We start from the raw sequence: 22,601 nt of genomic DNA on the forward strand, positions 1-22,601 counted from the left end.
CGTCACACGACGGCGCCGCGCCACTCCCCGCTCTCCCGGCCGCGCTTCTCGATGAAGGTCTTGAAGCGCTCCAGGTCGCCCTTGGTCTGCCGCTTCACGACCCCCAGCTTGTCGGCCACCTTCTCGGCGGTGCCCGTGGGTTCGAAGTCCATCTGCAGCATGACCTTCGTGCGTTCCTCGGAGAGGTGGTGGAAGGTGACGACACCGGCCTGACGGGCCTCGCCGCCGACGGTCGTCCACGCCACCCGCTCGTCCGGGATCTGCTCGGTGATCTCCGCGTCGAACTCCCGCCGCACGCCGTCCACCTTGGTCACCCAGTGCGTGAGTGTGTCCGAACGCTGCTCGATCCGCTCGACCCCGCTCATGAACTCGGGAAACGTCTCGAACTGCGTCCACTGGTTGTAGGCGGTCCGGACGGGGACGTGGACCTCGACGGACTCCTCGATCTGGGTCATCGGTCGCCTCCTCACATCGGTTGCGTGTCGATCACGACCGGGTCGCCCCGGGCGCGTCCGGAGCGGGTACCCAGGTCTCCCGGGGATCAACGTGGGTCAGGCGGCGTCGAAGGTGTAGTGCGCGGTGTGGTCCAGCAGCGCCGCCGGACTCGTGTCGTTCCACGGCTTCATCGGCTCGTTCAGATCGACCACGTCCGGCGTCCCGTTCGCCGGTACGTACGCCGAGCCGGGGTGCAGGCGCCGCCAGTCGGCCCACAGCTTGTCGACGAAGGCGTGGTGCAGCCAGAAGACCGGGTCGTTGGGGGAGACTCCGGTGCCCATCTGACCGCCCACCCAGACATGCACCCGGTTGTGGAGGTTGACGCCCCGCCAGCCCTCCAGGTGATTGCGGAATCCGTCCGAGGCGCTGTTCCAGGGCGCCATGTCGTACGTGGACATCGCGAGCACCGAGTCCACCTCGGCCCGGGTCGGCAGCTGCCGCACCGCGGCGCCGAGGGAGCGGCGCAGATAGGTGCGGCCGTCGACGCGCACGGTGACCGGCCAGTTGCCGGTGGACGCCGCGAACGGCCCGTCCATCACCCGTCCGTCGCGGCTGCGCCCGGTGCCGCCGAGGAAGTCCGGTGCCCACAGGGAGGACCGGGTGGTGCGGTCGGCCGTCCAGTCCCAGTAGGGCAGCGCGACGGTCGGGTCCACGGACTGCAGGGCCCGCTCGAACTCCAGTAGGAATCTGCGGTGCCAGGGGAGGAAGGACGGCGAACGGTGGCCCGTACGCTCGCCGTTGTCGGTGTCGCCGAGGATGAAGGCGTTGTGCGTCGTGACGAACTCGTCGTAGCGGCCCGAGCGCTTCAGCGCGATCAGGGCGTCGACCAGGCGCCGCTTCTCGTCGGCGCTCAGGGTCGCCTGGTTCTTGCGTATGGTCATGGCTCTGCGGCTCCTTGCGGTGGTTCGGTGGTTCCGGTGCTGCGGGGACCGGTCAGTTGAACGGGACGAGACGGGCGCCCTGGAGTTCGTCGACCGCGGCACGCGCGGCGGCGCGCGGGGTCGGCACGGGGGAGTAGTGGCTGACGACGCTGATCCAGCTGCCGTCGGCGTTCCGCATGACGTGCAGTTCGGCTCCGTCGACGAACACGGCGTACCCGGCGCCGTGATGATGACCTCCGCCGACGGCCGCGCGGCCCTGTATGCGGCGACCCCGGTACACCTCGTCGAAGGTCTCGAGGTCCTGGTGGTCCTGGTGGCCCTGGTGGGCGTGGTCGTCGTCCGCGGCGGCCGAGAGCGGGGCGGCGACGGTCGCGGCGAGGGCGGCCGCCGCCCCGAGGGCGTGGCGGCGGGTGATGTCGGGCATGCGAGAACCTTCTGGACAAGGGGTGATTGATGACCCGCCATGCCTATCGATCAGGTGGGGAACGGCGGAAATCTCCGGAAGCCGGTTGGCTGCGATCAGGACAATCACGCACATGTCGTGCAAGGTTGAACAAAGATGATCTTGCTGTGGTGGATCTTCGCGCAGGGGTGGAGGGGGAGATTCCGCCCGAGGTGCGGGGTGTGGCCGATGATCTTGCGGGAGGTGCGTGGATCGGGTGACGGCTGTCACGCGCGCAAAGTGACGCGATTCCGGGGCGCCTGCGCACTGCTACTCTTCGTGGTCAATTGATCGCTTTGCGCAGCGAAATGGGAGTGTGCGTGAAGATCGCGTGCGTCGGCGGCGGACCCGCAGGCCTGTACTTCTCGATCCTGATGAAGCGGCAGGACCCGTCCCACGACATCACCGTCCATGAACGGAACCCGGCAGGATCGACATACGGCTGGGGCGTGACCTACTGGTCCGAGCTGCTGGACAAGCTCCGGGAGAAGGATCCCGAGACGGCTCTGGCCATCAGCGAGAACTCCGTCACCTGGAACCGCGGCGTCGCCCACGTCCGCGACCGTACGACGGTCCAGCCCGGCGACCAGGGCTTCGGCATCGGCCGGCGCCGCCTGCTGGAGCTGCTCGCCGAACGGGCGCGGGACCTGGGCGTCCGCGTCGCGTACGAGGACGGCATCACGGCCGACGACCTTCCGGACGCCGATCTCGTCGTCGCGGGCGACGGGGTCAACAGCACCGTGCGCGAGCGGTACGCCGACCGCTTCGGCAGTGACATCACGCTCGGCCGCAACGCCTACATCTGGCTGGGCACCACCAAGGTCCACGACGCCTTCACCTTCTCCTTCCAGGAGACCGACCACGGCTGGATCTGGGCCTACGCCTATCCGTTCAGCGACGAGCAGAGCACCTGCGTCATCGAGTGCTCCCCGCGGACGATGAGCGGCCTGGGTCTGGACCGCCTCGGCGAGGCCGACGGGCTGGCCCTGCTGGAGAAGCTCTTCGCCGGCATCCTGGACGGCCACCCCCTCCTCGGGCGGGCCCAGGACGACGGCACCGCCCAGTGGCTCAACTTCCGCACGCTGACCAACCGTGCCTGGCACCACGGCAACGTCGTCCTGCTGGGCGACGCCGCCCACACCACCCACTACTCCATCGGCGCCGGCACCACACTCGCCCTGGAGGACGCGATCTGTCTGGCCGAGTGTCTCGGCGCCCACCCGGACGCGGAGGCGGCGCTCACCGCGTACGAGCGGCGACGCAAGTCGGAGCTGCTGCGTCTGCAGAGCGCGGCCCGCCACAGCGCGCAGTGGTACGAGAACATCCAGCGGTACATCGACCTGCCCCCGGAGCAGATGTTCGCGCTCCTCGGCCAGCGCCACTCCCCGCTGCTGCCGTACGTGCCCCCGCAGCTCTACTACCGCCTCGACCGCGCGGCCGGCCGTCTGGAGGCCCTGCGCCGCCTCAAGCGCTGGCTGGGCCCCAAGCTGGCCCGGTCCTCACAGGCGCGAGCCCTCGCCGACGCCGACCGGAGGTAGCGCACGCACCCCGGCTAGCGCACGCCCCGTGGCCGGAACTGGATGCTGATGCGCGGCCCCACCGCCCGTGTCGACTTGGGGACCGCGTGGTCCCAGGTGCGCTGGCAGGAGCCGCCCATCACGATCAGGTCGCCGTGCCCCTGCGGAAACCGCAGGGTCTGCCCGCCACCGTGCGGCCGCAGGGCGAGGTCGCGGGGGTCGCCCACGGACAGGATGGCCACCATCGTGTCCTCCCGGGCGCCCCGCCCGAACCGGTCACCGTGCCAGGCCACGCTGTCGCGGCCGTCGCGGTAGAAGCACAGCCCCGCCGTGGTGAACGGTTCGCCCAGCTCGGCGCCGTAGTGCGCGGACAGCGCCGCCCGGGCCTCGTCCAGGACGGGGTGCGGGAGGGCGTCCCCGGCGCCGTAGTGGGCGAGGAGCCGGGGTACGTCCACCACCTGCTCGTACATCTGCCGGCGCTCCGCCTTCCAGGGCACCTCCTCGGCGAGCCGGGTGAAGAGGGCGTCGGCGCCGGTGACCCAGCCGGGCAGCAGGTCGATCCAGGCCCCGGCGCCCAGCTCACGCCGGCGCAGCCCGTCGAGGGGGCCGAGGCGGAGGTCGTCGGACTGGTCGAAGAGGGAGCCCTGGAGGTGCGTGGCCATACGGTCAGCGTACTCCCGGATTCGACAATCTGTTCGATTGGGGTGCCGGATCCGCCGAGGCCGGTCGCGCGGGCTCCCTCGTCCGCCGTACGGTCAGTGCTGCTGGGCCTTCTGCGGCGTCACCTCGCTCGGACGTACGACCACGAAGCCCTCGCCCTCCAGCTTCAGCTGCACGGCCTCACCGGAGCCACCCCGGATCATCGAGCCGAAGGACTGGGAGCGGTGCAGCGAGGTGTTCAGATGCGCCGTCCAGCCCACCACCGCGTCCGTGTCGACGAACACGGGCAGCTGCGGTGAGACGGGGATGACCAGCGGATTGCCGTCACACACCAGACCGAGCCTGCCCTGCCCGGTGAACACGCTGTTGAACAGGCCGCCGCCGGTCATGCCGGCGCCCTTCACGGTCTTGATCTCGTAGGACAGCGAGGCGTCGAAACAGAGCACGTTGCGGCCGTTGACGGTGAACACATCACCCGGCTCGATGTCGACGATGAAACAGTTCTGCGCCTCGTGCGCGAACCATGCCTCGCCCTGACCGCGCACCGCCATCAGCGGCAGCCCCTCCCCGGTGACCGCGCGCTTGAGCATGCCGCCCACGCCCTGGCCCTTGCGTTCGAACTGCAGGTTCCCCCGGAAGGCGATCATCGCGCCCTGCCGGGCGATCATCTCGCCGTTGACCGCGTACTTGATGGACTTGGCGTTCTGGACGGTCATCCCGGGCGCGTGGGCCGGCTGCACCATGTTCTCGTGGGAGAAAAGATCACTCTTCATACGGGCATGCTGTCCCGGAGTGCCCGATTCCGCCAAGCGACGCGCGGAGTAAGCGAATTGAGGCGACTGACAACTCCGTGACCGGGGTGGTAGAAGCGGACACATGACCAACAAGACCGTCGGCGTCGACCTCCCTGACCGCCGGGGCCGCACCGGACTCGACCGCACCGGCCGGGACCTGACCGGCAACCCGCGTGTGAAGGTCCGGGACGTGCGACTGCTGTCCAGCCACTGGTACGTGGAGCGCACCACCACCTTCGACTTCCAGCGCGCCGACGGCACCTGGAGCACTCAGGAGCGCGAGACGCACGACCGGGGCAACGGTGCCACCGTCCTTCTCTACGACGCCGAGCGCGAAACCGTCCTGCTCACACGGCAGTTCCGCTATCCGGTGTACGTCAACGGGCACCCCGACGGGATGCTCATCGAGACACCCGGCGGCCTGCTCGACGAGGAGGACGAGCACCCCGAGGTCGCCGTACGGCGCGAGGTGATCGAGGAGACCGGCCACACCATCGGCGAGATCCAGCACGTCTTCGACATCTACATGAGCCCCGGCTCGGTCACCGAACGCGTCAGCTTCTACGCCGCCTCGTACGGCCCGTCGACCCGCACCCACGAGGGCGGGGGCCTCGACGAGGAGGGCGAGGACATCGAACTCGTCGAACTGCCCTTCCGCAGAGCCCTGGGGATGATCCGCAGCGGGGAGATCGCCGACGCCAAGACCATCATGCTGCTGCAGTGGGCGGCGCTGGAAGGGCCGTTCGCCCACGGAGACGGGGCGTAGGGAGGCGACGGCCGCTGGGGAGGGGGAGGAGTGGAGGAGCCGCCTCAGGGGTCGAGCGCCTCGGCGGCCTCCGCGGCGACGGCGTCCGCCACGGCCGTCAGCGTCGGCGAGTCGAGCTTCCACTGCTGCCAGAACAGCGGGGTGTCCACGGGCCGCTCCGGCGCCAGGTCGACGAGCCGTCCGGCGGCGAGCAGCGGCTCGGCCTGCGCGGCGGGCACCATGCCCCAGCCCATCCCGGCGGCCACGGCGTCGGCGAAGCCCTCGGACGTCGGCACATAGTGCCGCCGCCCCCCGGCCGGACGGCCTCGCGTCAGCCGGCGGACGAAGACGTTCTGGAAGTCGTCCCGCCGGTCGAAGAACACGACCGGGGCGTCCGCGATCACGTCCCTGAGCGGCACGCCCGATCCGGCGCCGAGCCGTCGCTCGGCGAAGTCGGGCGAGGCGCACGGCAGGTACCGCATCCGGCCGAGCGGCCGGACCGAGCACCCGGCCACGGCGTCCGGCGCCGAGGTGACCGCGGCCGTCACCAGGCCCTCGCGCAGCAGCCGGGCCGTGTGCTGCTCGTCCTCGCGCAGCAGCTCGTAGCACGGGCGCAGCTCCTCGGGCACGCGGGTGAGGGCGGGCAGGAACCAGGTGGCCAGCGAGTCGGCGTTCACCGCGATCGACACCCGCGTGGTCTCGTCGGCGCCGGTCATGCCGAGCGCCGCGTGCGCGTCGTGTTCGAGGCGGGCCAGCTGGCGCGCGAACCGGACGATCACCTCACCGGACTCGGTCGTCCGCACCGGCTTGGCGCGGACCAGCAGGACCCGGCCGACCCGCTGCTCCAGGGCCTTGACCCGTTGGCTGACCGCCGACGGTGTCACATGCAGGGCGGCGGCCGCCGCGTCGAACGTGCCCTCGTCCACCACCGTGAGGAGGGTGCGCACCAGATCGACCGGAAGCTGAGACATCACAAGTGCTAATGATACGTAAGAATCTTTAGCTGTACGCATGGGTGGTGCGTTTCCTAGCGTCAGGGGTGTGTTCAGCGAAATGACCGCCCTCGCGGCCGGATTCGGCACCGGCCTCTCCCTCATCGTCGCCATCGGCGCCCAGAACGCCTTCGTCCTGCGCCAGGGACTGCATCGCGACGCCGTGCTCCCCGTCGTGGCCATCTGCGCCCTCTCCGACGCGGTGCTCATCGCCCTCGGAGTCGCCGGGGTCGGCGCGGTGGTCGTCGCCTGGCCCGGGGCGCTCAGGGCGGTCGCCCTGGTCGGCGGCGGCTTCCTCCTGGTCTACGGCGCCCTGGCCGTCCGCCGTGTCCTGTGGCCGGGCGACGCCGCCCTGCGCGCGGACAGCGGGTCGGCGGGCTCACGGCGCCGGGCCGTCCTCACCTGTCTGGCCCTGACCTGGCTCAACCCCCACGTCTACCTCGACACCGTGTTCCTGCTCGGCTCCATCGCCTCCGACCGCGGCCCGCTGCGCTGGACCTTCGGTCTCGGCGCCGGCCTCGCCAGCCTCTGCTGGTTCGCCGCGCTCGGCTTCGGCGCCCGCCTGCTCAGCCGCTTCCTGGCCCGCCCGTCGGCCTGGCGGGTCCTCGACGGCCTGGTCGCGGTGACGATGCTCGCGCTCGGCGGGATGCTGATCGCCGGGGCCTGATCCTCCACGGCCGGCACGGGGGCGACAGCATGTGAGACGGCCGCGGAACGGCCTGTCCCGGCGGCGGTGATCTCCGCGATAGTGGTGCCCGAATCGAAAGATGTATCGAGCATCAGGATGCCCGTGGACACCACCCAGAGCAGCGCCGGCGACGACACCGCACCGGAGGACGACGCCCCGACACCGCCCGGCCGGGGCCGGCGCCGCTGGGCGATGGACACCCGCCCCCTGCGCCGCCCCGCCTACCGGCGCCTGTGGTCGTCCACGATCGTGACGGCCGTCGGCAGCCAGCTGACGGCCGTCGCCGTACCCAAGCAGATCTACGACATCACCGGCTCCTCCGCCTGGGTCGGCTACGCGAGCCTCGCCGGGCTGCTGCCCCTGGTGGTGTTCGCCCTGTGGGGCGGCGCGGTCGCCGACAGCGTGGACCGCCGCACCCTGCTGCTCGTCACCAACACCGGCATCGCCGTCACCTCGGTGCTGTTCTGGGTGCAGGCCGTCACCGGCCTGGAGTCGGTGTGGACGCTGATGGCCCTGCTCGCCGTCCAGCAGGCGTTCTTCGGCCTCAACTCACCCGCCCGCAACGCCTCCGTGGCCCGGCTGGTCCCCGCCGGTGAACTGGCGGCGGCCGCCGCCCTCGGCTCGACCGTGATGCAACTGGGGCTGGTGGCAGGCCCGTTGCTGGCCGGCGCCCTCATCCCGGTCATCGGCCTGGCCGAGCTGTACCTGATCGACGCGGTGGCCCTGTGCGTCACCCTCTGGGCGGTCCACAGACTGCCCTCCCTGCCTCCCCCGGACAACACGACGACCCGGCGCGCCGGGTGGCGGGAGGTCCTCGCGGGCTTCCGCTACATCGCCCTGCACAAGGTGCTCCTGCTGTCCTTCCTCGCCGACATCATCGCGATGGTCTTCGGCATGCCCCGCGCCCTCTTCCCCCAACTGGCCGACACCACGTACGCGCCCTACGGCGAAGGACTCGCCCTCGGCCTGCTCTTCGCCGCCGTCCCCGTCGGCGCCGTGGTCGGCGGCCTGTTGTCGGGCACCTTCTCCCGCTCCCGCCGGCACGGACTCATGGTGATCGCGGCCGTCATGGCCTGGGGCGCGGCCGTCACGGGCTTCGGGCTCAGCACCAGCCTCTGGTTCGCCGTGCTGTTCCTCGCCGCCGCCGGTGTCGCCGACATGGTCTCCATGATCTTCCGCGGTGCCATCCTGCTGTCGGCCGCCACCGACGAGATGCGCGGCCGGATGCAGGGCGTCTTCACCGTGGTCGTCGCCGGCGGCCCCCGCCTCGCCGACGTCCTGCACGGCACCGCCGGCGCGGCCTTCGGCGCCCGGACGGCCGTGGTCGGCGGTGGCCTGCTCGTCATCGCCGCGATGCTGCTCCTGGCGACCGTGACACCGGCACTGAGGCGGTACCGGATCTGACCGATCGGCACATCCGTTCCTCCACCGTCGTTCCGTACGCTGGGCAGCCGCACACCCCACAGGCAGGAGTCGCAACGATGCAGTACGTGAAGCTCGGCTCGACCGGTCTGGACGTGTCCCGGATCTGCGTGGGATGCATGAGTTTCGGGCTCCCCGACCGAGGCCCCCACGAGTGGACCCTGGACGAGGAGGCGTCCCGCCCGCTGATCCGGCGGGCGCTGGACGCCGGGATCAACTTCTTCGACACGGCGAACGTCTACTCCGACGGCACCAGCGAGGAGATCGTCGGCCGGGCGCTGGCGGAGTTCGCGCGGCGTGAGGAGATCGTCCTCGCGACCAAGGTGAACGGAGCCATGCATCAGGGACCCAACGCCCTGGGCCTGTCCCGCAAGGCGATCATGACGGAGATCGACGCCAGCCTGCGGCGCCTCGGCACCGACTACGTGGACCTCTACCAGATCCATCGCTTCGACGCGCGCACCCCGGTCGAGGAGACCATGGAGGCGCTGCACGACGTCGTGAAGGCCGGCAAGGCCCGCTACATCGGGGCGAGTTCGATGTACGCCTGGCAGTTCGCGAAGATGCAGCACACCGCGCGCCTGCACGGCTGGACGCGGTTCGTGTCCATGCAGAACCACTACAACCTCCTCTACCGCGAGGAGGAGCGCGAGATGCTGCCGCTGTGCGAGGACCAGAGCGTCGCCACCCTGCCCTGGAGCCCGCTCGCCCGCGGCCGTCTCACCCGTGACTGGGACACCGTCACCGCACGTGCCGAGAGCGACAACTTCGGCAAGACCCTCTACCAGGAGGGCGACCGGGAGATCGTCGACGCCGTCACCCGGATCGCCGGTGAGCGCGACGTGCCCCGCGCCCGGGTCGCCCTCGCGTGGCTGCTGAGCCGACCCACCGTGACCGCGCCCATCGTCGGCGCGACCCGGCCCCACCACCTCGACGACGCCGTCGCCGCACTCGACGTCACCCTGACGGAGAAGGAGACCGAGGAACTGGAGCGGCCCTACACGCCCCGCGCGATCAGCGGCCACTGAGCCGGGCGGCGCCCGGCTCGTGAGAGGCGGGCGCCCGCCGCGCGGGTCTCACAGCCGGGTGTACTCCAGACGCACGGTGGTGGCGAGGCGGGCCAGTGCCTCCTCGGCGCCCTCACGGTCCGTCTTGTCCAGGAGGGCGAGGGCGTCCGCGGCGGCCACGCGGACCCGCTGGGGCACCTCGTCCAGGGCGGCCATGCGGTAGGCGATGGTACGGCGGGCCGCGCGCTCCTCGGCGCTGACACCCTCCGGCCCGGTGCGGGGGAAGACGGCGGCCTCGTAGGCGGTGACATGGATGAGCACGCCGTGAGCGATGCCCTCGGCGTAACCCCGCTGCCCGGCCTGCCGCTGGGCCAGGGCGAAGTGCGCCATGGCCCGCCGCCGCACGATGAGCGAGCCCACCATGCCGACGAGCCCGGCGCACACGGCCGCCCCCAGGGCGACGGGACCGCCGCCGATCAGCGCACCTATGAGAGCGCCGACCGCCATCAGCAGACAGGTCAGCCCGGTGGTGAGCATGAGCAGGGCGCGCGCGGGAGTGAAGGTGGCCATGACGTGCAGTGTCTCAGCCCGGGCGGACGGACGGAGCGGGGGCCCGGTGGGGGAGGGTCGGCGCGTGCCGTGCCGGCGGCTCGGCCGGTGCCCGGACGACGGGGCGCCGGCCGGCGCGGGGCCCTTGACGCCGCCCGTGGGCCGCCCCCGCCGCGAGCACCGTTTCGAGTGACCGGTCAGCGGCCCTCCGGCCGGAACGACGCTCCCCGGGAGCACCCGCCGCCGTTCGCGCACGGCGAGGCCGCGGTGCGCCGCGACGGCCGGGCACGGAGCGGCCGGATCACCCCCGTTTCGTCGTCAACTACCCGCCGCCGTACGAAGATCAGGTGTCTGCATAGGGTGGGGCCCGTGAGAACCAGCGACACCGGTGAGGCCGTCGCGTGTCAGAGCGCGACCGAGGGGGAGACCGCCGTCCGATGAACCAGATCCTGTTTGCCGGGGCCATCGGCCTGTTCCTGACGCTGATCGGCACACCGCTGCTGATCAAGCTGCTGGCCCGGAAGGGCTACGGGCAGTACATCCGTGACGACGGCCCGCGCGGTCACGCCGGCAAGCGCGGCACCCCCACGATGGGCGGAATCGCCTTCATCCTGGCCACCCTCGTCGCCTATGCGGCGACGAAGGTGATCACCGGGGAGAGCCCGACGTACCCCGGTTTCCTGGTGCTGTTCCTGATGGCGGGCATGGGCCTGGTCGGGTTCCTCGACGACTACATCAAGATCGTGAAGCGACGTTCGCTGGGACTGCGGGCCGGGGCGAAGATGGCCGGTCAGCTGATCGTGGGCATCGTGTTCGCCCTGCTCGCCATCCGGTTCGCGGACGAGCGGGGCCAGACGCCTGCCTCCCTGAAGGTGTCGTTCGTCACCGACTTCGGCTGGACCATCGGGCCGGTGCTGTTCGTCGTATGGGCCCTGTTCATGATCCTGGCCATGTCGAACGGGGTGAACCTGACCGACGGTCTGGACGGTCTCGCCACCGGGGCGTCGGTGATGGTCTTCGGCGGCTACACCTTCATCGGCCTGTGGCAGTTCCAGAACTCCTGCGCCAACGCCATGGAACTCACCGACCCCGCCTCCTGCATAGAGGTGCGCGATCCGCTCGACCTCGCCGTCGTCGCGGCCGCGCTGATGGGTGCCTGCTTCGGGTTCCTGTGGTGGAACACCTCGCCGGCCAAGATCTTCATGGGTGACACCGGGTCCCTCGCCCTCGGCGGTGCCCTCGCCGGACTCGCGATCTGCTCGCGCACCGAACTGCTCCTCGCCGTCCTCGGCGGGCTGTTCGTCCTGATCACTTTCTCGGTGGTCATCCAGGTCGGCTCGTTCAAGCTGACCGGCAAGCGGGTCTTCCGGATGGCCCCGCTCCAGCACCACTTCGAACTCAAGGGCTGGTCCGAAGTTCTGGTCGTGGTCCGCTTCTGGACCATCCAGGGCATCTGTGTGATCGCCGGTCTCGGCATGTTCTACACGGCGTGGGCCGCCGGCTGAGAGGGCCGGGCGACGGGTCCGGCGCGCCGGTCGACGCCCCGGACCCCGCCCGTCAGGAGACGCTGGCCGCCGGCCGGAACACCACACCGCGGCGCGACGGTCCCTCCGGCATGCTCGGGTCGTCGAAGTCGTCGGCGGGGTCCCTGGTCATGCCGAGGCGCCGCGCCACCGCCTGGGAGCGGAGGCCGGTGGCGGTGGTCACCGCGAGGACCTTCGCCGGTCGAGGTCGCTCCGGAAGCGGGCGGCGGGCGCCTCGCTGTCTTCTCCGGTGCGTGTGATCGTCGCCTACAGTCCTCCGCTCGCCCCCAGTCCGCACCGCACCGCCCGCAGGTGTTCGGCCAGCGGGCCGAGGCCGACGTCGTGACGGCGTTCGTCGACCGTCTCGGGGTGGCGGATGGGGTACGGGAAGAGCGTGCCGGGGTTGATCCGGGTGCCGTAGAACTGGGGCTGGCTCAGGGCGACCGCGCAGTGGTCGGCGATGTAGGCGTGGTGCACGGCCGGGCAGCGGCCGTCCGCGACCGCCTCGGCGATCAGATCGCGGCAGCTGAGCTGGAAACCGAGGTCGGGCGCGTGCAGCAGCAGCATCAGGGCCGCGGTGGAGGCGGCCTCGCCGACCGAGTCGGCGGTGGGCCAGCCATGGCGGGTGACGATCGCGCGGAGGGCGTCGCCGTTGCCGGCGTGGCACTCGGCGATACGGTCGCGGGCCCGCCCGGTGGGCGCGGACCGGGCCTCGTGGGCCAGCCGCCGTTCGTCCTCGGCCCTGCGGACCAGCTCGGCGGCGAGCACCCGCCCGCGCGGCGGTGGTGCCGCGCCGGACGCGGGTCCGGAGGCGGATTCCGACGCGGAGTCCATGGCCGGGGCGCCCCTCATACCGGCTCCCGGACGGCTGACGGGAGCCACCTCTCGCGTGGGATCAAGGCAGCCTCACCGTGTCCATGGGGCCGCCCGCCCCGCCGTACCGAGTCTCCTGGAAGCTCCAGCCGGGGGCGTGCGCTGCCGCGGCGGGGATCCGTCGGCGGGGCACGCCGACCCTGACTGCCGTCATCGTGTCTCTCCGTCTGCTCATGGTGGATGGGTCGACCGGCGTGGCGGGCCGCCGGTGCTGTTGTCGCAGACAACAGCACCGGGCGCGGGAAAAGCCAGGTGGTGGAGGGGGTGTGCGGTTGCGTGCGGGTAGTGGCTCGCGCTGTGCGGGTTCCCGGCCATGGTGAACGCCGACGAGACCTGGCTCCTCGACGGAACCCCGCACCGCGGCGAACGGGACGTCACCGCCGACCGGTCCGCCGGGCGCCGGAGGGCCACTGAGCCGCACCGGCTTCAAGCCGCCGCCCCCAGCACCACACGCGACCGGCGTTCGAAGTCCTGTACGAGAGGTTCGTCGCGGCGGGACGCCAGCCGGCCCCGGAAGTCGCGGAGTGCCTGGATGGACCGTTCGCTGTGCACACCGCTGAGCGCTTCGAGCGCGACGGTGGCCGTGGCGATCGCCTCGTCCAGGCGGTTCTGCTGGAGGTGGGCCGTCGCGAGGACGGACCGGCTGATGGCCTGACGCCGGCGGCGGTCGGCGTGGGCGCGCACCGACTCGCCCGCCGTGTGCTCGGCCTGCGCGGCGAGGCCCAGGTCGCGGAAGCAGACGGCGGACTCGGCCTGGAGGTAGTGGTGGTCCAGGAACCGCACCCAGGGCGACTCCTGGGCGGCGCCCCGGCTGGCGTCGAGCTGCTTCTCCGCGGCGCGCAACGCCTCGGCGGTCTCGCGGGGGCGGCCCAGCGTGGCGTGGCCGCGCGCGGACATGGCGTGCAGGCGCATCAGGCCGAGCGGGCTGCCGGAGTCCTTGGCGGTGGCCACCCCGGCCCGGGCCAGGGCCACACCCTCGTCGGGGCGGCCCAGGCTGGTCGCCAGATGGGACAGCCCCGCCAGGATCTGTCCGCCCAGCACCTGGTCGCGGCCCTCGGCGCAGAGCCTGAGGCCCTGCGTCATGTACCGCTGGGCCAGGCCGTACTCCCCGGCGTCGTACGAGCTCCAGCCCGCCATCGCGGCCAGCCGGGCGGCGGCGGCGAACAGCTCACGCCGGTGGTGCGGCGGCAGACCGCGCTGCTGGAGCAGCGGGACGACCTCGGTGGTGAGGTACTGCACGATGCTCGTGCGGATACCGCCGCCCCCGTACTGGTTGTCCATCTCGTCGAACATGCGGAGCATCGCGTGGACCTGCTCCACCGGCCCGCCGCCCGACACCGGCGCGAGCCTCGGGGCGTCCCGGCTCTCCACCAGCCACAGCAGCCAGGCCCGCTGGGGATTCGCCAGGGCGCCCGGCACGAAGGGCACCGAACCCAGCAGACTGCGCCGGGAGACGTCGGTGGAGCCCAGCTCCGCCAGGGTGTGCAGGGTCTCCGCCACGTTCTCGGTGTAGAGCAGCGCCCGCCCCGTCACCGGTCGTCCGCGGTCGAGCGGGAAACCGAGGTCGGCCGGGGTGAGCGCGCGGCCCAGTCGCTCGCCGAGGACCGCCGCGATCAACTCCGGTGTGTTGCCCCGTGGTTGCTGGCCCTGGAGCCAGCGGGTGACGGAGGCCTTGTCGTAGTTGGTGTCCGCGCCCTGGCAGCGGCCCAGGTCGTTGACCCGGAGCGCGAGGGAGGCGTACGAGCAGCCGGCCTCCTTCAGGGCCGCCGCCAGCGGTTTGTTGGGTCCGCCGGTCGCTTTGGCCGGGTTCCTCGGTAATCCGTGTAATCCGTTCGTCACGGCGGCCATCCAGGTTGTCGCATCGAGTCGGCGCGCGGCTTGACCCGTACCCGCCGTGGCGCCAACTCCTGGGCGGGCCGGAGGAGTTCGAGGACGCTGCCGATGTGTGCGGCAGGTCACTCGGTCACTATGGTGGCCGAACAACTCAGCCCGCAACCTGCGTTCTGATAATTTCAGAATGAACCGCCAAGACCTGTCCGTGTCAACGGATCGCGTGGCACACTGCACGCTGTGAATCCCGCCCCGGGAGGTTGCACGTGAGTGAGACCCGCGTCGGAGGGAGCGCTCCCGCGGCGCCCACTGTCCTGCGCATGGTCCTCGGCAAGCGGCTCCGCCAGCTGCGGGAGCAGGCCGGAGTCTCCTTCGACGAAGCCGCCCGCGCCATCGAGGTCACCGCGCTGACGGTCCGCCGTATGGAGAAGGCCGAGGTCGGTCTCCGTATCCCCTACGTGAAGGAGCTGCTGCGCACCTACGGGGTCTCCGGCAGCGAGATCGAGGGCTTCCTCGCCCTCGCCCGCGAGGCCAACCAGCCCGGCTGGTGGCACAAGTTCCGGGATGTGCTGCCGGAGTGGTTCAGCGCGTACGTGAGCCTGGAGAGCGAAGCCGCCGTCATCCGTCTCTACGAACCCCAGTACGTCCCCGGTCTGCTGCAGACCCACGACTACGCCGCCGCGCTGATGCGGGTCGGCTTCCCGAACGCGAGCCCCGAGGACGTCGACCGCCGGGTCGCCCTGCGCCTCAGGCGCCAGGACCTGCTGGCCAAACCCGAGGCGCCGGCCGTCTGGGCCATCCTCGACGAGACCGTGCTGCGCCGGCCGGTGGGCGGCCCCGAGGTGATGCGGGCCCAGATCGACCGGCTCGCCGAGGCGACGGACCGGCCCAAGGTCCGGATCCAGATCATGCGCTTCGCGGCAGGACCCCACCCCGGGGCGTTCGGCCCCTTCCACTACTTCCGCTTCGGCTTCTCCGAACTCCCCGACATCGTCTACACCGAGGGCCTCGCGGGCGCCCAGTACGTCGACCAGCCCGCGGACGTCGTGACCTATCTGGAGGTACTGGACCGGATGTCCGTGCAGGCGGAACCGGTCGCTCGGACCAGGGACATCCTGGCGGCACTACGCAAGGAGTTGTGACCATGGCAAGGACACCCGACAGTCCCGTCCACAGCGGCATGCCCGCTCCCGAACTCGGCGCGGAGGGCTGGCGCAAGCCCTGGAGCGGCACGAACGGCGGCTCCTGCGTCGAGGCCAAACGCCTCCCCGACGGCCGCGTGGCCTTCCGCCAGTCCACCGACCCTGACGGCCCCGCCCTCGTCTACACCCGGGAGGAGATGGTGGCGTTCCTGAAGGGCGCCAAGGCCGGCGAAGCCGATTTCCTCATCGCCTGACGCCTGACGCCTGACGCCTGACGCCTGACGCCTGACGCCTGACGCCTGACGCCTGACGTCACCGGCGACCGCCCGGGGCCGGGGCCGGCGCATGCGGCCGTCCGCCCGGGCCGGGTGGGCACTACGTGCTCACAACCGGACAACCCGTGCGCGCACTGCCCCCGTCCCTCGGGCGTGGTCAGACTGGGGGCACCTCCAGGCCGCGTACGGGATCGTGAGGCGATGCCCGCCGCGCACCACCCGAAGGGAGCGGCATGGTCGTGCCGACTCGTGTTCCGGGCCGAGCCCTGCCGGTCGCAGGGATGGGGCGGGGATGATCCCGCCGCCCGCGCTCGCCCGGTACCGGACCCTCGTCGTCGAGGGGCACGACGGGCCCGGCCGGGCCCGTCTCGTCGGCGAGCTGGCGGATCTCGGCTTCGAGGTCCGGCACATGCCGCCCGCCCTGCACCACCTGGACCCGGCCCTGCCCTACCGCGAACTCCTCGCCGGACCCGGCCGACTGGCCGTCGACGGCAACCTCATCGCGGAACTCGTGCACGGACCGCTGCGCCGGGGCCGCTCCCGGGTGACCTGGATGCAGGCCCTGGACCTCGCGGACGCCGTGGCCGAACGCGACGGGGCCATGCTCCACCTGACCACGGCCGAGGACGAGGACACGGAGGCCGCCACCGTCTACGCCCGGGTCTTCCGCACCCTCGCCCAGCACGTACCCGTGGTCACCCTCGACACCGGCGAGCCGGGCGGCCCCATCCGTCCCCCCACTGCTCGTCCGTCCCAACTCTGGCAAAACGCCGGGCAGTTGACGGTAGGTTGACGACGACCACGTGATGTGAGGCAGGAGAGTACCCATGGCAGACGGCCACCCCACCCCCGATCAGGAAGCGCTGTCGAAGATCGACACCACGGTGCCGCACTCGGCCCGCATCTGGAACTACTGGATGGGCGGCAAGGACAACTACGAGGTCGACCGCGAGGCCGGCGACGCCTACCGCGAGATCGCCCCCAACATCGAGACGATGGCCCGCGCCTCCCGTGTGTACCTCATCCGCACGGTCACCTTCGTGGCCCGCGAGCGCGGCATCCGCCAGTTCCTGGACATCGGCACGGGCCTTCCGACGTACGACAACACCCACCAGGTCGCCCAGAAGGTCGCCCCGGAGTCCCGCATCGTCTACGTCGACAACGACCCGCTGGTACTGCGGCACGCCCAGGCCCTGCTCACCAGCACCCCCGAGGGCGTCACCGACTACGTCGACGCGGACCTGCGCGACCCGGACACCATCCTCGAAGCCGCCGGGAAGGTCCTCGACTTCGACAAGCCGGTGGCGCTGATGCTGATGGGCATCCTCGGCCACATCCAGGACTACGACGAGGCGCGGGACATCGTCCGCCGCCTCCAGGCCGCCCTGCCGTCGGGCAGCTACTTCGTCCACTACGACAGCACGGACACCGACGCCGAGCTCAAGCGCGCCCAGGACGGATACGACGACACCGGCGCCGTCCCCTACGTGCTGCGCAGCCCCCGGCAGCTGCACGCGTACTACGAGGGCCTGGAGCTGCTGGAGCCCGGCATCGTGTCCTGCCCGCTGTGGCGTCCGGAGCCGGGAACGGACCCGCAGCCGACGGACGTCTACGGGGGAGTGGCCCACAAGGCGTAGCAGCACCGGACCGGCGCGCGGCGGTCCGGGTGAGGGGCGGCTTCCGGGGACGGCAGAGTACTCCGGGGCGCTTCGGGTAGGCCCCTCGCATGACGGGCCCCCACGACATCGACCGGCAGCTTCTCGAGGCCGTGGAGAATCTCGTGCCGCTGTGGTTCTCGGCGGTCGAGGACGTGACCCCCCGGCTGTCCCCCAGACAGATACTGGCGCTGCGGGCGGTACGCCGGCGGCCCGAGCTGAACCTGACCGCCCTGGCCGAGAGCCTGCGGGTGGGGCTGCCCACGGCCAGCAGGCTCTGCGACCGGCTGGAGGCGGCCGGCCTGCTCCAGCGGCGCGTCCGCCACGGCGACCGCCGCGAGGTGCTCCTGGTGGTCACCGAGCGCGGAGTCGGGTTCCTGACGGACATCACCGAGCGGCTGTCGGCGCGGCTGACCGACGCCCTGGCGGCGATGCCTCCGGTCGAACGCGCACGGGTCGAGCGGGCACTGCGGGCCCTGGGGGGCTCCGTCAGCTGAGTCGCGCCGAGATCTGCCCGGCCTCGCTGTGCACATGGCAGAGCAGCAGGCACACGTCGTCCTCGTGCTCCTCGTCCAGCAGCGGCTGCAGGAGCTGGTCGGCCGAGTCCTCCAGATCGTCGTCGAGCGTGGCCGGCCCGAGCCCCGCGAGGGCGGTCGCCAGCCGTTCGATGCCCGGGTCGATGCCCTGGGCCCGGCGCTCCACCAGTCCGTCCGTGTAGAGCGCCAGGGTCGAGCCCGGCGGCAGCGGGACGGTGTGGTCGGAGATCTCCTGATGGAGCGGGATGCCGAGCATGGCGCCCGGCTTGGCGTCCAGGACCGTCACCCCCCCGTCGGGCGAGCGCAGCACCGGCGGCGGATGCCCCGCGGCGGCCCAGGTGAGGGTGGGCTCGCGCGGATGGAACCGCGCGATGACGGCGGTGGCGTACAGATCGGGCTGCAGATGGTGCAGGAACAGATGGAGACGGGTGAGGAGCCGGCCGGGTGTCTCCCCGTCCACGGCGTAGGCGCGCAGCGCGGTCCGCAGCTGGCTCATCATCACCGCCGCGCGCAGACCGTGCCCGGTGACGTCGCCGATGACGGTGATGAGGCTGCCGTCGGGCTGACGGAAGGCGTCGTACCAGTCGCCGCCGATGTTCAGGCCCCGCGTGGCCGGAAGATAGCGGGCCGCCAGCCCCAGCCCCGGCGTGGCGGGCAGCTCGGTGAGCAGGGCCCGTTGCAAGGTCTCAGCGATGTCGCGGTTGTGTTCGAAGCGCCGGGCGTTCTCCAGGGCGACCCCGGCGCGCCGGGCCAGTTCGATCACCATCACGGCGTCGTCGGCGTCCCAGCGCTGGTCGCCGGGCGGTGACAGCGTCAGCACGCCCTGGGGCGCGCCCCGGGTCATCAGCGGCACGCACAGCAGGGGCCGGGTGGGGTCGAGCGCCGAGGGCGGCTGGTCGTCGACGCCGGGCAGCCCGCCCGGGTGGTCGGCGGCGTACTGGGGGCGTCCGCGGCGGGCCGCGACCACGGCGGCGGCCGGGCGCGGGACGCCGCCGGCCGGGTCGCCCTCCCCGTCGAACAGCCATACGTCCGCGGTGCGCGCGTACCGGGGCACCAGGAGGGTGGGCAGCAGCCGCACGATGGCGTCGGGGTTGAGGGAGGCGGTCAGGGCGGCGCTGGAGTCGGCGAGGAAGGTGAGCCGGCCACGCGCGTTCTCGGCCTCCTCGCGAGCTTTCTGTTCGGCGGCGAAGAGGTCGCGCTGCGCGCGCCCGGCCGCGTCCAGCTCGGCGTGCAGGGCGAGGACACCCTGGTTGGTCTGGTGCAGCTCCTCGCGGTGGAACGCGACCAGCGCCTCCTGCTCCTCGAGTTTCTCCAGCAGCAGCGCGGCGTCCTCGTCGGCCCCGAAGAGGGCCTCCGCGAGCGTCTCCGGATCACCGGGCACATGCCCGCTGTCCGGCAGGCGCCCCTCCTCGGAGCACGCGACCGTGAGCCGCCACGGCCGGCGGAACTCGCCCGTCGGCCGGTTCGCCGACGCCACCTCGACCAGGAACCGGCTGCCGCCGGCCCCCGCCGTCGTGGTCCGCGCGGTCAGCAGCCACCCACCCCCCTTGGTGAGGCACTGCCGCAGCTGCGCGGAGAGCACGGACACCAGCCGCGCCCGGTCGGTCGCGGAGACCCCGTGCGCGGTGGCCAGCCGCGCGGTGGCGATACGGGCCCGGGCGGCGTCGATGACGGAGCTGACATGCCAGGTACGGGTCATGGGAAGTGGTCCGGCGGGGAGGGGCTCAGTACGGCGACGGTGGTGTCGTCGCGGACCGGCCGGGCGGGGCTGCTCGCGTCGCGCACGATCACGGCGGCGATCACAGCGGGGTCGAGTGAGGGACTGTGGGCGGCGGGCCCGGGGCTCCAGCGGCTGGGCAGACCGTCGCTGTGCAGCACGAGCAGACAGTCCTCCCCCCAGGGCGCCGTGTGCTCCGGCAGGTGGGCCGCCCGGTGGGCGCCGACTATGCCGGGCCGGGACAGCAGCGGCTGCCACTGCGCGCCGGTGCGCAGCCGTGCCCCGATGTTGCCGATGCCGGAGAAGCGCAGCCTGCCCGCGGCGGCGTCGAGTTGGGCGACGGCGACGGCCGCGCCCCGGGTGTCGCGCAGTGCGCCCTCCAGCCGCCGCAGCAGCTGGGCGGGGGGCAGTCCGGGCGCGCGGTACAGCTGCTCCACCGCCGCCGAGGAGGCGCGGGCCGCCGCCATTCCGTGGCCCAGACCGTCGGCGAGCATCAGCGTGGTGAGGTCGCCCTCGCGGACCCACGCCCACGCGTCGCCGGAGAACTCGGCTCCGGCGAACGGCACGTTGACGCCTCCGGCGCGCACGTCCGCGGCGGGGGAGGGGGCCGGACCGCGGCGGCGTGCGGGGCGGATGCCGAGCCGGGCCAGGGCGATGGTGCCCCGGCCGACCGTGCTGTGCAGGTCGAAGTCGTCGGCGACCCGGCGGCAGGTGCCGAGGCCCGCGCCGAGCGAGGACGTCGTCGAGAAGCCGTCGCGCAGCGCGCCCGCCACGTCGCGCACCCCCGGTCCGTGGTCGATCGCCACGATCTGCACCATGGGGGCCGCGCCGTCCGCGCGCTCCGGCGCGGGGCGGGAGACGACGTCCAGCAGTATCAGCCCGCCACCGGCGTGCTTGAGCAGGTTGGTCGCCAGCTCGGTGGCCACCAGCGCGCAGCCGGCGGCACGGTCCGCGTCCAGCCCGGCCCGCGCCGCCGCCGCCTCGGCGGCCACCCGGGCGTCGCGCACCCGGGTCGAGTCGTGCACCGGAACCTCCCAGACGCGCGGCATCACCGCTCCTCGCGCGGGCGCGGCGCACCCGCCATCCAGGAGGTCACCGTGACCGCGGTGCCCGAGCCGGGGCGGCTGTCGATCGCGAACTCGTGGACCAGCCGCCGGGCGCCGCCGAGGCCCATGCCCAGACCCTCACCGGAGGTGTAGCCGTCGACGAGGGCCTGGTCGAGGTCCGGGATGCCGGGGCCCTCGTCGCTGAAGACCAGCCGCAGCCCGCGCGCGCCGCCCTTGTCCACGGGCTCGCACTCCATCTGCCCCCCGCCGCCGTGGACCAGGGTGTTGCGGGCCAGTTCGCTGGCCGCGGTGACGAGTTTGGTCTGCTCGACCAGACCGAAGCCGAGCTGGGCGGCCGCCTGCCGCACATGCTGACGTACCCACACCAGATCGAGGTCCGAGTGGATCGGCAGGCAGGCGGAGATGCCGCCGGCGGTCTGCATCACGGACTCTCCTGGCGTACGTGTCCTCGGCGGGGGTGGGCCGGATCCGGTTCGCCGAGGAGGCGGAACGCGTCCTCGGTGCTGAGCGCGGTACGCAGGCCCGGCAGGGTGAGTCCCAGCTCCACCAGCGTGATCGCGACGGCTGGACGCATGCCCGCCACCACCGTCCCGGCGGCGAGCAGACTCGTCTGGGCGGCGATGTCACCGAGCACCCGGCCCAGGAACGAGTCCACCATCTCCACCCCGGACAGGTCGATGACCACGCCCGTGGCGCCGCTGCGCGCCACGGTGGAGCTGATGTCCTGCTGGAGCTGCTCCGCCGCGCCGTCGTGCAGGTCGCCCTGGAGCGACACCAGGAGTACGTTGCCGAGCTTGAGCACGGGTACGGGTGCCCCGTACGAGGACGGACCGCCGTACGCGGCGAAGAGACCGCCGCTCACCTGTGCCCCGAACCGGCCGCGCCGCGGGACACGATGTCCGTGCCCAGCTCCCGCAGCGCATAGGCCAGGGCGTCCGCGAGGCTGGTGCGGGTGAGCACCGAGCTGAGGTCGATGCCCAGGTGGACGATGGTCTGCGCGATCGGCGGCCGGATGCCGGAGACGATGCACTCGGCTCCCATCAGCCGTGCCGCCGCCACGGTCTTCATCAGGTGCTGGGCCACCAGGGAGTCCACGGTCGGGACGCCGGTGATGTCCAGGATGGCGAACCGGGCGTGCTGCTCGACGATCGAGTCGAGGAGCCGCTCCATCACCACCTGGCTGCGCGCACTGTCCAGCGTCCCGATCAGCGGGACGGCGACGATGCCCTCCCACAGGCTGATCACCGGCGTGGCGACCTCCATCAGCTGCAGGCGCTGCCGGTGGATGAGCTCCTCGCCCTCGTTGAGCGCCGTCTCCAGCACCACCAGACGCAGGGTGCCCATCAGGACCGTCAGTGTCGTGGTGCACTCCCGCAGGTGCGCGGCCGGCGCGGCGCCGAACTCTGCGATCAGCAGTTCGGTGACGGGCGGCCGCAGCGCGTCGACCTCGGTGGAGATCTGGGTGACGGTGGAGCCGGCCCGCGCCCGGGCGGCGGCCGTCCGCGCGAGTTGCTCGCGCACGACGTGGAAGCCGCCGGACTCCGCGTCCTCGACGCTCTCCGCGGCGGCCACGGCGGCGAGCGCGTCCACGACGGCTCGGCCCGCCTCCACCGCCTCGTCCCGCGAGTGGGTGAAGACGGTGCGGAACAGCGCCGCGTCGGCCCAGCGCTGCGCGATCTGTTCCTGGCGGCGGCGCAGGAACTCCGCCACCTCCTGCGCCGGTGTCAACTGCCGGTCTGCCGTGTCCTGTTCCGGCACGGGTCTCTCCTCACTCACTGGCGCGCCTCCCCT

General features: G+C 72.2%; 25 protein-coding genes and 1 pseudogene. 11 read left to right on the forward strand and 15 right to left on the reverse strand.

Features of this window, described 5'->3' with window-relative positions; all coding sequences use genetic code 11:
• Window positions 1-2: 2 nt before the first annotated feature.
• The 3 genes from ACZ6BB_RS28695 to melC1 all read right to left on the reverse strand — a co-directional run bounded on the left by ACZ6BB_RS28695 (window position 3) and on the right by melC1 (window position 1,800).
• The gene (locus tag ACZ6BB_RS28695; protein WP_381236626.1) at window positions 3-455 is read right to left on the reverse strand and encodes an SRPBCC family protein; all 453 of its coding nucleotides are present in this window, start codon (window positions 453-455) and stop codon (window positions 3-5) included.
• A 96-nt stretch (window positions 456-551) separates the two neighbouring features.
• Entirely contained in the window at window positions 552-1,376 is an 825-nt protein-coding gene (melC2, locus tag ACZ6BB_RS28700; RefSeq protein ID WP_471618037.1) for a tyrosinase MelC2, read from the reverse strand.
• 52 nt (window positions 1,377-1,428) lie between these two features.
• Window positions 1,429-1,800: an apotyrosinase chaperone MelC1 gene (gene melC1, locus ACZ6BB_RS28705; RefSeq protein ID WP_471618038.1), complete on the reverse strand. Its 372-nt coding sequence runs from the start codon at window positions 1,798-1,800 to the stop codon at window positions 1,429-1,431.
• A gap of 338 nt (window positions 1,801-2,138) precedes the next feature.
• On the opposite strand from melC1, the gene ACZ6BB_RS28710 reads away from it, so the two are divergent.
• Window positions 2,139-3,356: an FAD-dependent monooxygenase gene (locus tag ACZ6BB_RS28710; protein ID WP_471618039.1), complete on the forward strand. Its 1,218-nt coding sequence runs from the start codon at window positions 2,139-2,141 to the stop codon at window positions 3,354-3,356.
• A 14-nt stretch (window positions 3,357-3,370) separates the two neighbouring features.
• Here ACZ6BB_RS28710 and ACZ6BB_RS28715 read toward each other — a convergent pair whose 3' ends face one another.
• Together ACZ6BB_RS28715 and ACZ6BB_RS28720 are read right to left on the reverse strand one after the other, a co-directional pair.
• Window positions 3,371-3,997 carry an alpha-ketoglutarate-dependent dioxygenase AlkB gene (locus ACZ6BB_RS28715; RefSeq protein ID WP_471618040.1) on the reverse strand — a complete coding sequence of 209 codons (627 nt, stop codon included), beginning with the start codon at window positions 3,995-3,997 and terminating at the stop codon, window positions 3,371-3,373.
• 93 nt (window positions 3,998-4,090) lie between these two features.
• On the reverse strand, window positions 4,091-4,768 hold the full coding sequence (locus ACZ6BB_RS28720; protein WP_471618041.1) for an AIM24 family protein: 678 nt from the start codon (window positions 4,766-4,768) through the stop codon (window positions 4,091-4,093).
• A gap of 103 nt (window positions 4,769-4,871) precedes the next feature.
• On the opposite strand from ACZ6BB_RS28720, the gene ACZ6BB_RS28725 reads away from it, so the two are divergent.
• A complete protein-coding gene (locus ACZ6BB_RS28725; RefSeq protein ID WP_471618042.1) occupies window positions 4,872-5,555 on the forward strand; it encodes an NUDIX domain-containing protein in 684 nt (227 codons plus the stop codon).
• A 44-nt stretch (window positions 5,556-5,599) separates the two neighbouring features.
• On the opposite strand, the gene ACZ6BB_RS28730 is transcribed toward ACZ6BB_RS28725, so the two are convergent.
• Entirely contained in the window at window positions 5,600-6,508 is a 909-nt protein-coding gene (locus tag ACZ6BB_RS28730; protein ID WP_471618043.1) for a LysR family transcriptional regulator ArgP, read from the reverse strand.
• Window positions 6,509-6,587: 79 nt separating this feature from the next.
• On the opposite strand from ACZ6BB_RS28730, the gene ACZ6BB_RS28735 reads away from it, so the two are divergent.
• The 3 genes from ACZ6BB_RS28735 (at window position 6,588) to ACZ6BB_RS28745 (ending at window position 9,664) form a co-directional block, all read left to right on the forward strand.
• On the forward strand, window positions 6,588-7,193 hold the full coding sequence (locus ACZ6BB_RS28735) for a LysE/ArgO family amino acid transporter (RefSeq protein ID WP_471618116.1): 606 nt from the start codon (window positions 6,588-6,590) through the stop codon (window positions 7,191-7,193).
• A gap of 123 nt (window positions 7,194-7,316) precedes the next feature.
• The gene (locus ACZ6BB_RS28740; protein ID WP_471618044.1) at window positions 7,317-8,618 is read left to right on the forward strand and encodes an MFS transporter; all 1,302 of its coding nucleotides are present in this window, start codon (window positions 7,317-7,319) and stop codon (window positions 8,616-8,618) included.
• 77 nt (window positions 8,619-8,695) lie between these two features.
• Complete coding sequence (locus tag ACZ6BB_RS28745) at window positions 8,696-9,664, forward strand: aldo/keto reductase (RefSeq protein ID WP_471618045.1); 969 nt, start codon at window positions 8,696-8,698, stop codon at window positions 9,662-9,664.
• 48 nt (window positions 9,665-9,712) lie between these two features.
• Here the strand turns inward: ACZ6BB_RS28745 and ACZ6BB_RS28750 are convergent, their stop codons facing one another.
• Window positions 9,713-10,213, reverse strand: a complete 501-nt coding sequence (locus tag ACZ6BB_RS28750; protein ID WP_471618046.1) for a hypothetical protein — start codon at window positions 10,211-10,213, stop codon at window positions 9,713-9,715.
• A gap of 416 nt (window positions 10,214-10,629) precedes the next feature.
• Between ACZ6BB_RS28750 and mraY the strand changes: the two genes are divergently transcribed.
• Window positions 10,630-11,697 carry a phospho-N-acetylmuramoyl-pentapeptide-transferase gene (gene mraY / locus ACZ6BB_RS28755; protein ID WP_471618047.1) on the forward strand — a complete coding sequence of 356 codons (1,068 nt, stop codon included), beginning with the start codon at window positions 10,630-10,632 and terminating at the stop codon, window positions 11,695-11,697.
• A gap of 52 nt (window positions 11,698-11,749) precedes the next feature.
• Here the strand turns inward: mraY and ACZ6BB_RS28760 are convergent.
• The 3 genes and pseudogenes from ACZ6BB_RS28760 to ACZ6BB_RS28770 all read right to left on the reverse strand — a co-directional run.
• Window positions 11,750-11,911 (reverse strand): annotated as a pseudogene (locus tag ACZ6BB_RS28760) (GNAT family N-acetyltransferase); the annotation flags it as partial.
• A 71-nt stretch (window positions 11,912-11,982) separates the two neighbouring features.
• Window positions 11,983-12,549, reverse strand: coding sequence for a DUF6624 domain-containing protein (locus ACZ6BB_RS28765; protein WP_471618048.1), 567 nt, complete (start codon window positions 12,547-12,549; stop codon window positions 11,983-11,985).
• A gap of 465 nt (window positions 12,550-13,014) precedes the next feature.
• Entirely contained in the window at window positions 13,015-14,436 is a 1,422-nt protein-coding gene (locus tag ACZ6BB_RS28770) for a hypothetical protein (protein ID WP_471618049.1), read from the reverse strand.
• A gap of 302 nt (window positions 14,437-14,738) precedes the next feature.
• Here ACZ6BB_RS28770 and ACZ6BB_RS28775 point away from each other — a divergent pair, with 302 nt between their 5' ends.
• The 5 genes from ACZ6BB_RS28775 (at window position 14,739) to ACZ6BB_RS28795 (ending at window position 17,987) form a co-directional block, all read left to right on the forward strand.
• On the forward strand, window positions 14,739-15,560 hold the full coding sequence (locus ACZ6BB_RS28775) for a helix-turn-helix domain-containing protein (protein WP_471618117.1): 822 nt from the start codon (window positions 14,739-14,741) through the stop codon (window positions 15,558-15,560).
• A 2-nt stretch (window positions 15,561-15,562) separates the two neighbouring features.
• On the forward strand, window positions 15,563-15,814 hold the full coding sequence (locus ACZ6BB_RS28780) for a DUF397 domain-containing protein (protein ID WP_471618050.1): 252 nt from the start codon (window positions 15,563-15,565) through the stop codon (window positions 15,812-15,814).
• A gap of 313 nt (window positions 15,815-16,127) precedes the next feature.
• The gene (locus tag ACZ6BB_RS28785) at window positions 16,128-16,628 is read left to right on the forward strand and encodes a hypothetical protein (RefSeq protein WP_471618051.1); all 501 of its coding nucleotides are present in this window, start codon (window positions 16,128-16,130) and stop codon (window positions 16,626-16,628) included.
• A gap of 34 nt (window positions 16,629-16,662) precedes the next feature.
• Window positions 16,663-17,472, forward strand: coding sequence for an SAM-dependent methyltransferase (locus ACZ6BB_RS28790; RefSeq protein ID WP_471618052.1), 810 nt, complete (start codon window positions 16,663-16,665; stop codon window positions 17,470-17,472).
• 89 nt (window positions 17,473-17,561) lie between these two features.
• A complete protein-coding gene (locus tag ACZ6BB_RS28795; protein WP_471618053.1) occupies window positions 17,562-17,987 on the forward strand; it encodes a MarR family winged helix-turn-helix transcriptional regulator in 426 nt (141 codons plus the stop codon).
• On the opposite strand, the gene ACZ6BB_RS28800 is transcribed toward ACZ6BB_RS28795, so the two are convergent.
• The 5 genes from ACZ6BB_RS28800 to ACZ6BB_RS28820 are packed head-to-tail and all read right to left on the reverse strand — an operon-like array spanning window position 17,980 to window position 22,568.
• On the reverse strand, window positions 17,980-19,725 hold the full coding sequence (locus ACZ6BB_RS28800) for a PP2C family protein-serine/threonine phosphatase (protein WP_471618054.1): 1,746 nt from the start codon (window positions 19,723-19,725) through the stop codon (window positions 17,980-17,982). The genes ACZ6BB_RS28795 and ACZ6BB_RS28800 overlap by 8 nt on opposite strands.
• On the reverse strand, window positions 19,722-20,792 hold the full coding sequence (locus ACZ6BB_RS28805; RefSeq protein ID WP_471618055.1) for a SpoIIE family protein phosphatase: 1,071 nt from the start codon (window positions 20,790-20,792) through the stop codon (window positions 19,722-19,724). Before ACZ6BB_RS28805 ends, ACZ6BB_RS28800 begins: the two co-directional genes overlap by 4 nt.
• A complete protein-coding gene (locus tag ACZ6BB_RS28810; protein ID WP_020114709.1) occupies window positions 20,792-21,232 on the reverse strand; it encodes an anti-sigma regulatory factor in 441 nt (146 codons plus the stop codon). The genes ACZ6BB_RS28805 and ACZ6BB_RS28810 overlap by 1 nt, the downstream gene beginning before the upstream one ends.
• Window positions 21,232-21,672 carry an STAS domain-containing protein gene (locus tag ACZ6BB_RS28815; protein ID WP_471618056.1) on the reverse strand — a complete coding sequence of 147 codons (441 nt, stop codon included), beginning with the start codon at window positions 21,670-21,672 and terminating at the stop codon, window positions 21,232-21,234. The genes ACZ6BB_RS28810 and ACZ6BB_RS28815 overlap by 1 nt, the downstream gene beginning before the upstream one ends.
• Window positions 21,669-22,568 (reverse strand): STAS domain-containing protein, encoded by a 900-nt coding sequence (locus ACZ6BB_RS28820; RefSeq protein WP_471618057.1) that lies wholly within the window; start codon window positions 22,566-22,568, stop codon window positions 21,669-21,671. The genes ACZ6BB_RS28815 and ACZ6BB_RS28820 overlap by 4 nt, the downstream gene beginning before the upstream one ends.
• Window positions 22,569-22,601: the final 33 nt, after the last annotated feature.

This window comes from Streptomyces sp. NPDC041108, from assembly GCF_055592645.1.

Bases quoted from the DNA above. Each gene is read 5' to 3' on its own strand.
- ACZ6BB_RS28810 (WP_020114709.1), bottom strand. From the start codon at position 21,232: ATGCAGACCGCCGGCGGCATCTCCGCCTGCCTGCCGATCCACTCGGAC.
- ACZ6BB_RS28805 (WP_471618055.1), bottom strand. From the start codon at position 20,792: ATGCCGCGCGTCTGGGAGGTTCCGGTGCACGACTCGACCCGGGTGCGC.
- ACZ6BB_RS28765 (WP_471618048.1), bottom strand. From the start codon at position 12,549: ATGGACTCCGCGTCGGAATCCGCCTCCGGACCCGCGTCCGGCGCGGCA.
- ACZ6BB_RS28780 (WP_471618050.1), top strand. From the start codon at position 15,563: ATGGCAAGGACACCCGACAGTCCCGTCCACAGCGGCATGCCCGCTCCC.
- ACZ6BB_RS28790 (WP_471618052.1), top strand. From the start codon at position 16,663: ATGGCAGACGGCCACCCCACCCCCGATCAGGAAGCGCTGTCGAAGATC.
- ACZ6BB_RS28745 (WP_471618045.1), top strand. From the start codon at position 8,696: ATGCAGTACGTGAAGCTCGGCTCGACCGGTCTGGACGTGTCCCGGATC.
- mraY (WP_471618047.1), top strand. From the start codon at position 10,630: ATGAACCAGATCCTGTTTGCCGGGGCCATCGGCCTGTTCCTGACGCTG.
- ACZ6BB_RS28735 (WP_471618116.1), top strand. From the start codon at position 6,588: ATGACCGCCCTCGCGGCCGGATTCGGCACCGGCCTCTCCCTCATCGTC.
- ACZ6BB_RS28770 (WP_471618049.1), bottom strand. From the start codon at position 14,436: ATGGCCGCCGTGACGAACGGATTACACGGATTACCGAGGAACCCGGCC.
- ACZ6BB_RS28750 (WP_471618046.1), bottom strand. From the start codon at position 10,213: ATGGCCACCTTCACTCCCGCGCGCGCCCTGCTCATGCTCACCACCGGG.
- ACZ6BB_RS28715 (WP_471618040.1), bottom strand. From the start codon at position 3,997: ATGGCCACGCACCTCCAGGGCTCCCTCTTCGACCAGTCCGACGACCTC.
- ACZ6BB_RS28800 (WP_471618054.1), bottom strand. From the start codon at position 19,725: ATGACCCGTACCTGGCATGTCAGCTCCGTCATCGACGCCGCCCGGGCC.
- ACZ6BB_RS28695 (WP_381236626.1), bottom strand. From the start codon at position 455: ATGACCCAGATCGAGGAGTCCGTCGAGGTCCACGTCCCCGTCCGGACC.
- ACZ6BB_RS28795 (WP_471618053.1), top strand. From the start codon at position 17,562: ATGACGGGCCCCCACGACATCGACCGGCAGCTTCTCGAGGCCGTGGAG.
- ACZ6BB_RS28775 (WP_471618117.1), top strand. From the start codon at position 14,739: ATGGTCCTCGGCAAGCGGCTCCGCCAGCTGCGGGAGCAGGCCGGAGTC.
- ACZ6BB_RS28785 (WP_471618051.1), top strand. From the start codon at position 16,128: ATGATCCCGCCGCCCGCGCTCGCCCGGTACCGGACCCTCGTCGTCGAG.
- melC2 (WP_471618037.1), bottom strand. From the start codon at position 1,376: ATGACCATACGCAAGAACCAGGCGACCCTGAGCGCCGACGAGAAGCGG.
- melC1 (WP_471618038.1), bottom strand. From the start codon at position 1,800: ATGCCCGACATCACCCGCCGCCACGCCCTCGGGGCGGCGGCCGCCCTC.
- ACZ6BB_RS28725 (WP_471618042.1), top strand. From the start codon at position 4,872: ATGACCAACAAGACCGTCGGCGTCGACCTCCCTGACCGCCGGGGCCGC.
- ACZ6BB_RS28720 (WP_471618041.1), bottom strand. From the start codon at position 4,768: ATGAAGAGTGATCTTTTCTCCCACGAGAACATGGTGCAGCCGGCCCAC.